This is a genomic window from Devosia neptuniae (assembly GCF_025452235.1).
Classification (GTDB): Bacteria; Pseudomonadota; Alphaproteobacteria; order Rhizobiales; family Devosiaceae; genus Devosia.
Window position 1 is genome coordinate 4,029,293 of sequence record NZ_CP104965.1, and the last position, 12,775, is coordinate 4,042,067.

General features: G+C 63.3%; 15 protein-coding genes. 12 read left to right on the forward strand and 3 right to left on the reverse strand.

All coding sequences use genetic code 11. From position 1 onward, the window contains the following. The first annotated feature begins 6 nt into the window (after window positions 1-6). From N8A98_RS22615 to phnN, 5 genes are all read left to right on the forward strand, one after another. Window positions 7-843 carry a bifunctional 5,10-methylenetetrahydrofolate dehydrogenase/5,10-methenyltetrahydrofolate cyclohydrolase gene (locus N8A98_RS22615; protein WP_262168699.1) on the forward strand — a complete coding sequence of 279 codons (837 nt, stop codon included), beginning with the start codon at window positions 7-9 and terminating at the stop codon, window positions 841-843. Between the two features lie 242 nt (window positions 844-1,085). Then, window positions 1,086-1,718 carry a nuclear transport factor 2 family protein gene (locus tag N8A98_RS22620; protein ID WP_262168700.1) on the forward strand — a complete coding sequence of 211 codons (633 nt, stop codon included), beginning with the start codon at window positions 1,086-1,088 and terminating at the stop codon, window positions 1,716-1,718. Window positions 1,719-1,836: 118 nt separating this feature from the next. Further along, the gene (locus N8A98_RS22625) at window positions 1,837-2,541 is read left to right on the forward strand and encodes a DUF1045 domain-containing protein (RefSeq protein ID WP_262168702.1); all 705 of its coding nucleotides are present in this window, start codon (window positions 1,837-1,839) and stop codon (window positions 2,539-2,541) included. 3 nt (window positions 2,542-2,544) lie between these two features. Further along, window positions 2,545-3,693 (forward strand): alpha-D-ribose 1-methylphosphonate 5-triphosphate diphosphatase, encoded by a 1,149-nt coding sequence (locus tag N8A98_RS22630; protein ID WP_262168704.1) that lies wholly within the window; start codon window positions 2,545-2,547, stop codon window positions 3,691-3,693. Further along, window positions 3,690-4,262, forward strand: coding sequence for a phosphonate metabolism protein/1,5-bisphosphokinase (PRPP-forming) PhnN (gene phnN / locus N8A98_RS22635; protein ID WP_262168706.1), 573 nt, complete (start codon window positions 3,690-3,692; stop codon window positions 4,260-4,262). Before N8A98_RS22630 ends, phnN begins: the two co-directional genes overlap by 4 nt. A gap of 186 nt (window positions 4,263-4,448) precedes the next feature. Here phnN and phnF read toward each other — a convergent pair whose 3' ends face one another. Further along, window positions 4,449-5,186, reverse strand: a complete 738-nt coding sequence (gene phnF, locus N8A98_RS22640; protein ID WP_262168707.1) for a phosphonate metabolism transcriptional regulator PhnF — start codon at window positions 5,184-5,186, stop codon at window positions 4,449-4,451. A gap of 79 nt (window positions 5,187-5,265) precedes the next feature. Between phnF and phnG the strand changes: the two genes are divergently transcribed. The 7 genes from phnG (at window position 5,266) to N8A98_RS22675 (ending at window position 10,688) form a co-directional block, all read left to right on the forward strand. Further along, window positions 5,266-5,703 carry a phosphonate C-P lyase system protein PhnG gene (phnG, locus tag N8A98_RS22645; protein WP_262168708.1) on the forward strand — a complete coding sequence of 146 codons (438 nt, stop codon included), beginning with the start codon at window positions 5,266-5,268 and terminating at the stop codon, window positions 5,701-5,703. Continuing rightward, entirely contained in the window at window positions 5,703-6,302 is a 600-nt protein-coding gene (gene phnH / locus N8A98_RS22650) for a phosphonate C-P lyase system protein PhnH (RefSeq protein ID WP_262168709.1), read from the forward strand. Before phnG ends, phnH begins: the two co-directional genes overlap by 1 nt. After that, window positions 6,303-7,400, forward strand: coding sequence for a carbon-phosphorus lyase complex subunit (locus N8A98_RS22655; protein ID WP_262168710.1), 1,098 nt, complete (start codon window positions 6,303-6,305; stop codon window positions 7,398-7,400). A 133-nt stretch (window positions 7,401-7,533) separates the two neighbouring features. Continuing rightward, on the forward strand, window positions 7,534-8,415 hold the full coding sequence (locus tag N8A98_RS22660; protein WP_262168711.1) for an alpha-D-ribose 1-methylphosphonate 5-phosphate C-P-lyase PhnJ: 882 nt from the start codon (window positions 7,534-7,536) through the stop codon (window positions 8,413-8,415). Continuing rightward, window positions 8,412-9,188 carry a phosphonate C-P lyase system protein PhnK gene (gene phnK / locus N8A98_RS22665; protein ID WP_262168713.1) on the forward strand — a complete coding sequence of 259 codons (777 nt, stop codon included), beginning with the start codon at window positions 8,412-8,414 and terminating at the stop codon, window positions 9,186-9,188. The genes N8A98_RS22660 and phnK overlap by 4 nt, the downstream gene beginning before the upstream one ends. A 229-nt stretch (window positions 9,189-9,417) precedes the next feature. Next, window positions 9,418-10,077: a phosphonate C-P lyase system protein PhnL gene (gene phnL / locus N8A98_RS22670; RefSeq protein ID WP_262172115.1), complete on the forward strand. Its 660-nt coding sequence runs from the start codon at window positions 9,418-9,420 to the stop codon at window positions 10,075-10,077. After that, entirely contained in the window at window positions 10,074-10,688 is a 615-nt protein-coding gene (locus N8A98_RS22675) for a DapH/DapD/GlmU-related protein (RefSeq protein ID WP_262168715.1), read from the forward strand. The genes phnL and N8A98_RS22675 overlap by 4 nt, the downstream gene beginning before the upstream one ends. 35 nt (window positions 10,689-10,723) lie before the next feature. Here N8A98_RS22675 and N8A98_RS22680 read toward each other — a convergent pair whose 3' ends face one another. Further along, the gene (locus N8A98_RS22680; protein WP_262168717.1) at window positions 10,724-11,635 is read right to left on the reverse strand and encodes a TIM barrel protein; all 912 of its coding nucleotides are present in this window, start codon (window positions 11,633-11,635) and stop codon (window positions 10,724-10,726) included. Window positions 11,636-11,651: 16 nt separating this feature from the next. Then, on the reverse strand, window positions 11,652-12,767 hold the full coding sequence (locus N8A98_RS22685; RefSeq protein ID WP_262168719.1) for an ABC transporter ATP-binding protein: 1,116 nt from the start codon (window positions 12,765-12,767) through the stop codon (window positions 11,652-11,654). Between the last annotated feature and the right edge of the window lie 8 nt (window positions 12,768-12,775).

Consider the following 12,775-nt stretch of genomic DNA (forward strand, 5'->3'; position numbering starts at 1 on the left):
CACCCGGTGCAGACACGCATATTCTCCGGCCTCGACATCGCCCGCGACGTGCATGCCGAAACCTTGCGCCGCGCGCAGGATGCCGGAATTCGCCCCACCTGCCGCGTGCTGCTCGATGCCAGCAATGCCGGCGCCCGCGCCTATGCCACCCGGCAACAGGAGATGGCGGAACAGGCCGGCATTGCGCTGACTGTGCTGGCCTACGCGAGCGATCCGCTGGCGATCTACCGGCAATTGGCCGCCCTGCGCGACGACCCCGCTGTCGATGCGGTGATCACGCTCTACCCCCTGCCCCAGGGAGTCGATGCTATTGCGGCCGCGCTGGCGATTGGCGCGGAAAAGGACGTCGATGGCCTCCACCCGATGAACGCCGGCAACCTGCTGCTGGGCGCACCCGGCCGAGGCGCTGCGACGGCACAAGCCAGCGTGATCTGCGCCGAGGCCCTGTTCGGCAATCTGGCCGGGGCGAAGGTTGCCGTGGTCGGCGCCTCCCCCGTCGTCGGGCGCCCGCTGACCATGATGCTGCTCGACCGTAACGCCACAGTGTCCGTGGGACACGCCGCAACACGCGATCTGGCCGCATTAACGCGGCAAGCCGACATCGTCGTGAGCGCAACCGGCGTGGCCGGATTGATCACCGCCGATCACATCGCTCAAGGGGCCATCCTGATCGATGTCGGCATCAGCCGCAGCAATGGACAGATTCTGGGCGATGTCGATCTCGCAAGCGTTGAAGGCAAGGCCACCGCAGTCACTCATGCGCCCGATGGTGTCGGCCCCATCACCACCGCCTGCCTGTTTCGCAACATATTTGGCACAGCGCTTAGCAGGCGCCCGCAGTAGACCTCATGGTGAGCCTGTCGAACCACGAGGTCGTGGCACCATCTCGCCACGCCCTCGCCCTTCGACAGGGTGAGGTCTACTGTGAGGGACCACCGCCACAACAACAACTCGGCACCGTCACAGTTATGTCACGGACGCATTCCTGACATTCGGAAAAACTGACTGGGCGTGAACCGCAAGGACTGTCTTGATATTCATTAATCGAACACAAGTTCGATAATCGATCATCAGGAGATGCCGAGATGCTCAAGCGCAATGTCCGCATGCTTACCGCTGTATTGACCATGCTGCCCTGTCTGCCCGTTGCGCTGTCTGCTGCCGAAGTCCGGCCCGGTGTCGAATATTCCGGCGCCATCGAAGAGGCCGGCAGCCCTCGGGCGCAATTCCAGGATCTGATCCTCGACCTCGCCAGTTCCTGGGCCAGCTGCAATAGCGACCTGATGGCCAAGACGGTCGCGCCTGACGTCGATTTCTCCTACCCCACCAGCCACATTACCGGGGTCGACGCTGTCCTGGCCGACCTCAAACTGTTCTGTGAGCAGGCTAGCGATACCAGCATTTTCCTGCCCGCCGACGCCTTCTATATCGACACCGAGACCGGCCGCGTTGCCGCCGAATTGCAATTCCGCACCTTTCAGCGCGGCAATCGCCAGGTGGTCAACGACGTCTGGGTTGCCACCGTGGCAGACGGGCAGATCAGCGTCATCAAGGAATATCTCGATGGCCGCGTGAAGAATTTGCAGGCGCAGGGCATTCTCCAGCTGGAAGAAAGCCCGGAATTCCTCACCCCCTGGCCGCCGCGCACCGAGGCCTGGAAGGATTGCTTCCCCGTACTCAAGGTCGAACCGACCAATAGCTGCCCTGCGCCGAAATAGCCGCCAGCGGCACCTCTTTTCGGGTCGCAGGGCCCGAAAAGAACTTGTGCGCTAAACTAGACATTTGTCGAATTGTCACAGAGTTCCGATAACGCATAGGGATCAGTGTGAGCCCAATATGCGTTGCGCGATCTATTTTGTTCCTCCGCCCGATGACCCGCTGCAGATTGCCGCGGCGCAATGGCTTAGGCGTGACCCGTATACCGGTGCGCGGGTGAGCTGGCCGGTGGAGGGATTGGTGGAAACCGACCACGCTTTCCTCACCGCCGCACCGCGCCGTTTCGGCTTTCACGGCACGCTGAAAGCCCCGTTCCGCCTGGCCCCCGACTACGAAATAGCCGATCTGCAATTAGCGCTCGACCGGTTCTGCCGCCGTCTGCCTTCCGTCACCGTGCCGGAGATGCGCATCGCGCCGATCCAGAATGCCTTTGCGCTGGTGCCGGCATTGCCCATGCTCGAACTCAATGATCTGGCGGCCGATTTCGTCACCGCCTTTGATATCTATCGCAGCCCGATCACCGATCTTGATCTGGCGCGGGGCGATATCGGACGGTTCAACGGCCAGCAATTCGATAATCTGCGCAATTGGGGCCACCCCAATGTGTTCGACCAGTTCCGCTTTCACATGACGCTGACCGGCCCCATCGATGAGCTGGAACGTGATCATGTGGCGCTGGTATTGCAGCGCCATTTCGGCGACCTTGCCACAGCGCCATTGCATATCGGGCAAGTTGCCCTGTTCGTGGAGCCGGAGCCGAATGCTCCGTTCTTCGTCCATTCCAGTCACCAGTTTATCACTCAACGCCGACGCAAGATTGCTTGATCCATGACGCAGAAGAATGCCGCCGAAACCGTTCTCACCAATGCAAGGATTGTCCTGGCCGACGAAGTCATCGAGGGCGCGATCCTGCTGCGCGATGGCCTGATCGCCGATATCTCGGCGGCTTCGGCGCATGGCGAAGACATGGATGGCGACTACGTCATTCCGGGCCTGATCGAACTGCATACCGACCACCTCGAAAACCACTATGCGCCGCGCCCCAAAGTGCGCTGGAACGCCATTGCCGCGGTGCAGGCCCATGACGCCCAGGTCGCCGCCTCCGGCATTACCACCGTGTTCGATGCCCTGCGGGTCGGCATCGACGAGCAATCCGACATGGGCTCCACCGAAATGCTGGTCCTGGCCGAAGCCATTGCCGGCGGCAAGCAAGCGGGCCGCCTGCGCGCCGACCACTTCATCCATCTGCGCTGCGAGGTTTCCGCGCCCGATTGTCTCGAAGGTTTCGAACTGCTGCAGCACCACCCGCTGGTGCGCCTGGCCTCATTGATGGACCACGCACCCGGCCAACGGCAGTTTGCCAATCTCGACGCCTATCGCGTCTATTACCAGGGCAAGCTCAAGATGAGCGATCAGGCCCTGGCCGACTTTTCGGCGCGCCGCATTCGCGACTCGGAAATGCATGCCGGGCCGCATCGCGCGGCGATTTCGCAATTCTGCCAGGCCAACGATATCGTGCTGGCCAGCCATGACGACGCCACGCTGGGCCATGTCGACGAGGCCATTGCCCAGGGCATCGATGTCGCTGAATTCCCAACAACGGTCGAAGCCGCCCGCGCCTCGCATGAGGCTGGCATGGCCGTGTTGATGGGCGCGCCCAATGTGGTGCGCGGCTCCTCCCATTCAGGCAATGTCTCGGCGCGCGAACTGGCCGAGCACGGCCTGCTCGACATTCTGTCGTCCGATTACATCCCCTTCAGCCTGTTGCAGGCAGCCTTCTCGCTGGGCGATAGCGTTGACTCCATCACGCTACCCCATGCCGTGCGACTGGTATCCAAGCACCCCGCCGAAGCGGCAAGCCTGCACGACCGCGGCGAGATCGCCATGGGCAAGCGGGCCGATCTGGTGCGCGTGCGCGTACAGGATGGCGTGCCCATCGTGCGCACCGTCTGGCGCGAAGGGAACCGGGTGATATGAGTTCGGAGCCTTCCGGTGCCTTCATCGCCGTAGTCGGCCCCAGCGGATCGGGCAAGGATTCGCTGATCGACTTTGCGCGCCAGCGTCTGGCCGGACGCGCTGAATTCACCTTTGTGCGCCGCATCGTCACCCGTCCCGCCGATCGCGCGGCCGAAGATCACGATAGCCTCAGCGAAGCGCATTTTGAGGCGCTGGCCCGGTCCAACGGGCTGGCGCTGCATTGGCAGGCCCATGGCCTGCGCTATGGCCTGCCGCGCTCCATCGACAACGACATTGCCGCTGGTCGTGTCGTCATCGCCAATGTATCGCGACAGGTGATTGGCGAGGCCGCCACCCGCTATCACCGGGTCATCGTGGCCACTATTTCAGCCCGCCCGGAGATTATCGCCCAGCGGCTGGCAGCACGCGGCCGCGAGGATGCCGAAGCCATTCGCCAGCGCCTGGCGCGCCAGCTTGATGTCGCCGTGCCGGGTGTCGAGAGTGTCTCGATAGACAATTCCGGGCAGTTGCAGGACGCCGGCGAGCGTTTTCTTGACCTCTTGCAGCAAGCTCAGGCGGAACGGGTTTAGGATCGCCACGATCTGCCTCCCTCCCCCTTGAGGGGAGGGATTGAGGGTGGGGGTTCTGAAGGCTCCGCAAGCATTGAGCATGTTGATGCCGCAGAACCCCCACCCCCGCTTTTCGCTAGCGAAAAGCTGAGCCCTCCCCTCAAGGGGGAGGAGACGGCGCGGTGGCTCGCTGAACGTCTATTGGTCCTAGACCACCAGTTCCATCAGATCTGCCGGGAAGCGGCTCAGCGCATAGAGCAAGGGCTTGCCCGCAAGGTCCGTATCGACCGCCTCGGACACCAGCAGAATGGCGCCGGGGGCGAGTTTCAGCGTTGCCGTTTCGTCGGCATCGGCGTGGCGGGCCGAAATGCGGGTGCTGGCGCGGGCATAGTCGGCAATGCCGTAACTGGCCAGCGTCGCCGTGATGGACGGGTTTTCCGCAAAGCGCACGGCAAAATCGGCGAAGGCCGCATAGCTCAGCCAGATCGTCGCTCGCGACATAGGGCGGTTATCCGCTGATGATAGGGTTTCCAGCCGCGTCACCTTGGTTCCCGCCCGCAGGCCGAGCGCCGCCGCCACGCTGGTCGTCGCGTTTTCCAGCCGCGAGGACAGCATATCGCGCGAAATCGTAGCGGCCTGGCCGACCAGGTTCTCCGAAAACCGGGTCCGCTTGCCAATGCGATAGCTGACGCGGCGCGCCTGGTCGACAAAGCTGCCACGGCCCTGTTCGGTGCGAATGACACCCTCCGCCTGGAGCGCCGCCAGCGCCCGGCGGACGGTATGCCGATTGGCCGAAAAGCGCTCAGCCAGTTCGGTTTCCCCGGGCAGCCGATCGCCCGGTTGGCGCTTGCCGCCGACGATGTCGAGCCGGATGGCATCGGCAATGCGCCGCCACAGCGCGACGCCGCTGAGATGGGATTCGGACGCGGACTCGGTTTTTGTCATTGCAAATTCACACAGGGCGCCTAAGACCGGAATCAGGATTTATGTTGTCTAGTTTATTAGACAAGTAGAGGCAAGCGATATGACGACAGAACCGAGGCGGTTGGCATTGAATGCCCTGGCGGCAGCCGAGAGCGCGGCCCTGACAGCGCGGTGGAGCGACTGGGCCGAGAAGCCCGAATTCCGCGCCTTGCGTGGTCCCGAAACCGGGCTCGTCATGGTGCGCGGTCGAGCCGGTGGCGGCGGCGCGCCGTTCAATCTGGGCGAGACCAGCGTGAGCCGGGCGAGCGTCCGATTGGCCAGCGGCGAAGTGGGCCATGGCTATTGCCTGGGCCGCGATCTGGAAAAGGCGCGGCTGATTGCGGTGTTCGATGCGCTGTTCCAGCGGGAGCCGGAGCGGGTGGAGGCCGAAGTGCTGGCCCCGCTACGGGCTGTGGGGAGCCATGCCGACCAGCAGAAACGCGAGGAAGCGGCCGCCACCAAGGTCGATTTCTTCACCATGGTGCGAGGGGATGTTTGATGGATAATCTGATGCTCGACGGCGGCTTTGCCGACCCGGTCATGCAGGCCCAACAGGGCTTTCGCGCCCTGATGGATGCGCTGGCCAATCCAGGGACACTTCAGGACCTGGCGCTTGATCTGACCCCGCCCGCGCCGCTGACGCCGGAACTGGCAGCAGTGCTGCTGACCCTGTGCGATCACGATACCGGCGTGTGGCTGGAGCCTGATCTAGCAACTGAAGCGGTAACCGGCTGGTTGCGATTCCATATCGGCTCGCCCCTGAACGTTGCACCGGAGCAGGCGCAATTCGCGGTGCTGCGTGACAGCAATGCATTGAAACTGAAGCACTTTTCGCCTGGCACGGATATTTACCCGGACCGCTCGACCACGATCATCGTGGCTGTTGCGGCATTGAGCGGCGGCGATGCCCTCGTGCTGAAGGGTCCGGGGATCGAGCATAGCGTCGAGATATCCCCACTCGGCCTGCCCGAAGACTTCCTCGATCAGTGGGCGGAAAACCGGGCGCAGTTTCCGCGCGGGGTGGACCTGCTGCTGGTGGCCGATGGAGCGGTGATCGGGCTGCCGCGGACCACGCGAATTATTGGGAAGGACGCTTAAATGTATGTGGCCGTAAAGGGCGGGGAAGCCGCCATTGCCAATGCACATGCTCTGCTGGCCGACCGGCGGCGGGGCGACCGGGACGTGCCGGCACTCGGAATTGAGCAGATTATTCAGCAACTTGGCCTGGCCGTCGATCGCTGCATGGCGGAAGGCTCGCTCTATGACCGGGATCTGGCGGCGCTCGCTATCATCCAGTCGCGGGGCGATCTGATCGAGGCGATTTTCCTCGTGCGCGCCTATCGCACCACCCTGCCCCGCTTCGGCTATTCGGTGCCGATCGACACCGCCAAGATGCTGATCGAGCGCCGAGTTTCAGCGACGTTCAAGGATTTGCCGGGCGGGCAAATGTTGGGCCCCACCTTTGACTATACCCACCGCCTGCTCGACCCGGCAGTGGCCGAGGGCGGTGAGGTCGCAACGCCAGTCCGGCGGCCTGCCGACCCGGAGCAAGCACCCCGCGTCACCGACCTATTGGCCCACGAAGGGCTGATCGAGCTCGATTCCGGCGAGCAGGCCCTGAACGCCGAAGAACACGAAATCGGCGACCTGACGCGCGAGCCCCTGCAATACCCGCTGGACCGTGATTTGCGGCTGCAGGCATTGGCGCGGGGCGATGAAGGGTTCCTGCTCGCGCTCGGCTATTCGACACAGCGCGGTTACGCCAGAACGCACCCCTTTGTCGGCGAAATCCGCATCGGGGAGGTCGAGGTGGAACTCGACATTGCCGAGCTTGGCTTTGCGGTGAGCCTGGGCCGTGTGCGGGTCACCGAGTGCCAGATGGTGAACCAGTTCAAGGGCTCGGCCAAGGTGCCGCCGCAGTTTACCCGCGGCTATGGGCTGGTGTTCGGTCAGTCCGAGCGCAAGGCCATGTCGATGTCGCTGTGCGACCGGGCGCTGCGCGCCCGCGAGTTCGGCGAGGACGTGGTGGCCCCGGCGCAGGACGAGGAATTCGTCATCAGCCACCTCGACAATGTGCAGTCCACCGGCTTCGTCGAGCACCTCAAGCTGCCCCATTACGTGGATTTCCAGGCCGAACTCGACGTAGTGCGGCGGATGCGGGCTGAACAGGAAGCACACAAGGAGGCGGCCGAATGATGCCGTCGCCCCTCCACAATGTCATTCCCGCGAAAGCGGGAACCCCTGTTTCCTTTGCCAGCACCTTAAACGGAGGTTCCCGCTTTCGCGGGAATGACACCGTGGGTGGAGTAGACTTTTGCGAGGTAAGAAAATGACCGCCATCGCGCATTACAATTTTGCCTATCTCGATGAGCAGACCAAGCGGATGATCCGGCGGTCTATCCTCAAGGCCATCGCCATTCCCGGCTATCAGGTGCCGTTTGCCAGCCGCGAAATGCCCATGCCCTATGGCTGGGGCACGGGCGGGGTGCAGGTGACGGCGGCGATCATCGGGCCGGACGATGTGCTCAAGGTGATCGATCAGGGCGCCGATGACACGACCAATGCGGTGTCCATCCGGGCCTTCTTCGCCAAGGTCGCCAACGTCGCGACCACCACGCATACATCAGACGCCACCATCATCCAGACCCGCCACCGCATTCCAGAAAAGCCCCTCAAGGCGGGCCAGGTGCTGGTCTACCAGGTGCCGATCCCCGAGCCGCTGCGCTTCCTCGAACCGCGCGAAACCGAGACGCGCAAAATGCATGCGCTCGAGGAATATGGGCTGATGCATGTCAAACTCTATGAGGACATTGCCAAGCATGGCCAGATCGCCACGACCTACGCCTATCCGGTCAAGGTCGAGGGCCGCTATGTGATGGACCCCTCGCCCACGCCCAAATTCGACAACCCCAAAATGCATATGTCGCCGGCGCTGCAGCTGTTCGGCGCGGGGCGCGAAATGCGGATTTATGCCGTGCCACCCTTTACCGAAGTGGTGAGCCTCGATTTTGAAGATCACCCCTTCGAAATCCAGCACTTTACACAGCCCTGCGCCCTATGCGCTGCTACCGGCGTCTACCTCGACGAGGTGATCCTGGATGACCGTGGCGGGCACATGTTCGTGTGCTCGGACACCGACAATTGCGAAGAGCGCCGCGCCGAGGGCCATCGCGGCCACCTGAGCGGGGAAGAACTGGAGGCGGCGGAATGAGCGAGCAACCCCTGCTGCGGGTCGAGGGCCTGAGCAAATATTACGGCAATCGCCTGGGCTGCACCGATGTGTCGTTCGAGCTATGGCCCGGCGAAGTGCTGGCCATTGTGGGCGAGAGCGGATCGGGCAAGACGACGCTGCTCAATTGCCTGTCCACCCATCTCGAACCCAGTTCGGGCCGGACGGAATATCGCATGCGCGACGAGGTCTGGCGCAATCTTTACGAGCTGAGCGAGGCCGAGCGGCGCTTTCTGATGCGCACGGACTGGGGCTTCGTGCACCAGAACCCGGCCGATGGTTTGCGCATGACAGTGTCGGCCGGCGCCAATGTGGGCGAGCGGCTGATGGCGGTGGGCGACCGCCATTATGGCCATATCCGCGAGACGGCGGTGGATTGGCTGGGCCGCGTGGAAATCGCCGCCGACCGCATCGACGATCAACCGCGCTCCTTCTCGGGGGGCATGCGCCAGCGCCTGCAGATTGCCCGCAATCTGGTGACGGGGCCGCGCCTGGTATTCATGGATGAACCGACTGGCGGGCTCGACGTATCGGTGCAGGCGCGCCTGCTCGATCTGTTGCGTGGGCTGGTGGGCGAACTGGGGCTGGCGGCCATCATCGTCACCCACGATCTGGCGGTGGCCCGGCTGCTGAGCCACCGCATGATGGTGATGAAGGACGGCCGAGTGATCGAAGCGGGCCTCACTGACCGCGTGCTCGACGACCCGCGCGAGCCCTATACGCAATTGCTCGTGTCTTCGATTTTGCAGGTGTGAGGACGATGCGAAAGAAACCCCTCACCCGTCTCGGCCTCTGGCCGATCCACCCTCTCCCTCAAGGGGAGAGGGGAGCCCTGGTGGCCGTTCAAACTCTGAGCCCCCCTTCTCCCCTTGAGGGAGAAGGTGCCCCGAAGGGGCGGATGAGGGGTCAACACACTGTCCAAACCTACGGAGCCACGCTGTGACCGCCGCCCTTTCCATCCGCAATCTCTCCAAGACCTTCACCATGCACCTGCGCGACGGTGTGGTGCTCCCCGTGGTGGAAAACGTCGATTTTGACGTCCATGCCGGCGAATGCGTCGTCCTCGGCGGGCCATCGGGGGCGGGCAAAAGCTCCATTCTCAAAATGGTCTATGGCAATTATGGCGTCGATGGCGGAGCGATCCTGCTGGCCCATGACGGCGCAGAGATCGATCTGGCGACGGCTGATCCCCGCCTGGTGTTGACGCTGCGGCGCGACACCATTGCCTATGTCAGCCAGTTCCTGCGCACGGTGCCGCGTGTTTCGGCCCTCGATGTGGTGGCCGAGCCGCTGGTGATCCGTGGGGTCGACAAGAGCGAAGCGCAGGCACGGGCCAAGGCGCTACTGGCGCGGCTCAATCTGCCGGAGCGGCTGTGGTCCCTGCCCCCGGCGACGTTTTCGGGCGGCGAGCAGCAGCGCGTCAACATTGCGCGCGGCTTCATCACCGATCACAAAGTGCTGTTGCTCGACGAGCCGACGGCGTCGCTGGACGCGACCAATCGAGCCGTGGTGGTCGAGATGATCGCGCAGAAAAAGGCGGCGGGCACGGCGCTGCTGGGCATTTTCCACGATGAGGAAGTGCGCCATCAGGTGGCCGACCGCATCGTGGATGTCACCGCTTTTGCGCCGAGGATTGCCGCATGACCAAGCTTGGCATCGAGCCCCATATCCACGCTACCGCCCATGTCACCGAGTCCACGCTCGGCCGCTATACTGAAGTGGGCGCGGGCAGCCATGTCGCGCGCTCAACGCTGGGCGACTATTCCTATTGCGTCGAGAACACCCAGATCGCCTATGCCGATATCGGCAAATTTGCCAATATCGCCAGCCATGTGCGCATCTATGCCAGCATGCACCCAATGGAGCGGGCGTCGCTGCACCATTTCACCTATCGCTCGGCCTGGTACTTTGAGGGCGAAGCGGACGACCAGGACTTTTTCGACTGGCGCGCCGCCAGCCGCATCAGCATCGGTCACGACACCTGGATCGGGCATGGCGCAGTGATCATGCCGGGCATCAAAATCGGCAATGGCGCGATCATCGGCTCCAATGCGGTGGTGACCAAGGACGTGGCCGATTTCGCCATCGCCGTGGGCGTGCCGGCGCGCACGATCAAGCAGCGCTTCAGAGATGACGTCGCCGGGCGGCTGGACAGGTTGGCCTGGTGGGATTGGAGCCACGAACGGCTGCACCAGGCCCTGCCGGATTTCCGGACGCTGGGGGCGGAAGGGTTTTTGGAGAAGTATGAGGGGTAGGATGGACGGGGCATGGCGCCCCGTCCGACCCGCGCTTACTGCGCAGCGATAGCCTCAGCCCCCGCCAATCCAGCCAATTTCCGCGCCCGCTCCAGGCAAGCCGGCTGCTCGTTGCGATGGCGGGGGCCAATTTCCATCATCAATACCGTGTTCGGCAGGAAATCCAGCTCACCAAAAATGCTGTCCCAATCAATATCGCCCCAGCCCAGCGGCATGTGCAGGTCGCCAATGCCCATGGCCGTGTTTTCCTGCGGAAAGAAGGGTTTGTAGAAGCCCTGCGGGCGGCCGAAGCTGTCGTGGACGTGCAGATGGCCGGTGACCGGGGCCATGGCGGCGATCTGTTCGCGGAAGTTGAGGCCCTTATAGGTGCTCTCGATATAGGCGTGGCTGAAATCGATCAGCGCGACCAGGTTGGGGTGATTGACGGCCTTTACGGTTTCAGCAACCTCCGCCGGCGTCTGGCGATACTGGCCCAGCTCGGTGGTGAAGATGTTTTCGAGCGCAATGCGCACGCCATAGGGGCGGGCGAATTCGGCCAGTTCGGTCAGGGCCTCGCGTTCGCGCTGATCGGCGCCGGCGCGTTCGACGAGCTGGTCGGCGCGCAACGCACCGCCATGTTGCACGAGAATGCCCGAGCCAACGCGGTCGCAGAGCTGGACCAGCGCCTTGGCGGCATCGAGCTGATAGCGCTGGGTGTCCGGGTCCATGAAATTGGACGAGACCAGGCCATGCACGGTGTAGCGGAAATCGAATTGCTCGGTGATGGCCAGCAGGCGTTCGGCGCGCTCTTCGATGATGCGGCCGCCGCTGATCAGGTCGATGCTGGTCAGGGCCAGCTCGACCGTGTCGACGCCGATATCGGCGAGGCGGCGCAGATCGGCCTCGAGGCTATCGAGTTCGCCATCGGTGGAGCCGGAATTAAAGCCGGTTGCGGTAATATTGCTCATGTCAGTCTCCGTATGATCAGGCTGTGACGAGGTGATCGCTGGCGGCGCGCTGGCCGGGGCGGGTTTCGATGCGGCGGCCGGTCGTGTTGTCGAACAGGTGCAGATCGGCCTCGGCGATAGCGAAATGGATCGGCATGCCGGTGCCCAGGGCGTCATTGCCGTCATCGACGCAGACGATGCGACTGCCATCGGCATCGGCATAGATCAGCCGCGCGGCGCCCAGTTCTTCGACATAGTCAACGACCGCAGCGAGAGCGCCCTTGGTGCCGGCGGCGACGCGGCGGACCGATTCAGGACGCACGCCCAGCGCCACATCGCGGCTCACAACATGGCTGGCGATGGATGGCAGGTGGATCATGCCGCCCTTGCCGTGGCGGAAATGGCCGTCTTCGCCAAACCAGCCGTTGATCAGGTTCATGGCCGGGGAGCCGATGAAATCGGCCACGAAGCGGCTGGCGGGGCGGTGATAGACTTCGGAGGGCTTGCCGATCTGCTCGACAACACCCGAGTTCATAATGATCAGCCGATCGGCCAGCGTCATGGCCTCGGTCTGGTCATGTGTCACGAACACCGAGGTGACGCCCAGGCTACGGTGCAGGTTCCGAACCTCAGCGCGCATGGCCACGCGCAGCTTGGCATCGAGATTGGAGAAGGGTTCGTCGAACAGGAACACCTTTGGCTCACGCACCATGGCGCGGGCCATGGCGACGCGCTGGCGCTGGCCGCCCGACAGCTCGCCCGGCTTGCGGTCGAGATAGGGTTCCAGGCTCACCGATTTGGCGACTTTGGCGACCTTGGCCTCGCGTTCGGCGCGGGGCATGCCAGCGACCTTGAGGGCATAGCCGATATTCTGGGCCACGCTCATATGAGGATAGAGCGCGTAATTCTGGAACACCATGGCGCAGCCGCGTTCGCGCGGTTCGAGCTTGTTGACGACAGTGCCACCGATCAGGATTTCGCCTTCGGTGATGTCTTCAAGGCCTGCAATCATGCGCAGCAGGGTGGATTTGCCGCAGCCCGATGGCCCGAGGATGACGACGAATTCGCCCTGTTCGATCTCGGCATCCACGCCGTGGACGACGAGGGATTTCTGGTAGCGTTTCTTGACGGATTTGAGGGTGATGGCAGACATGATCGATC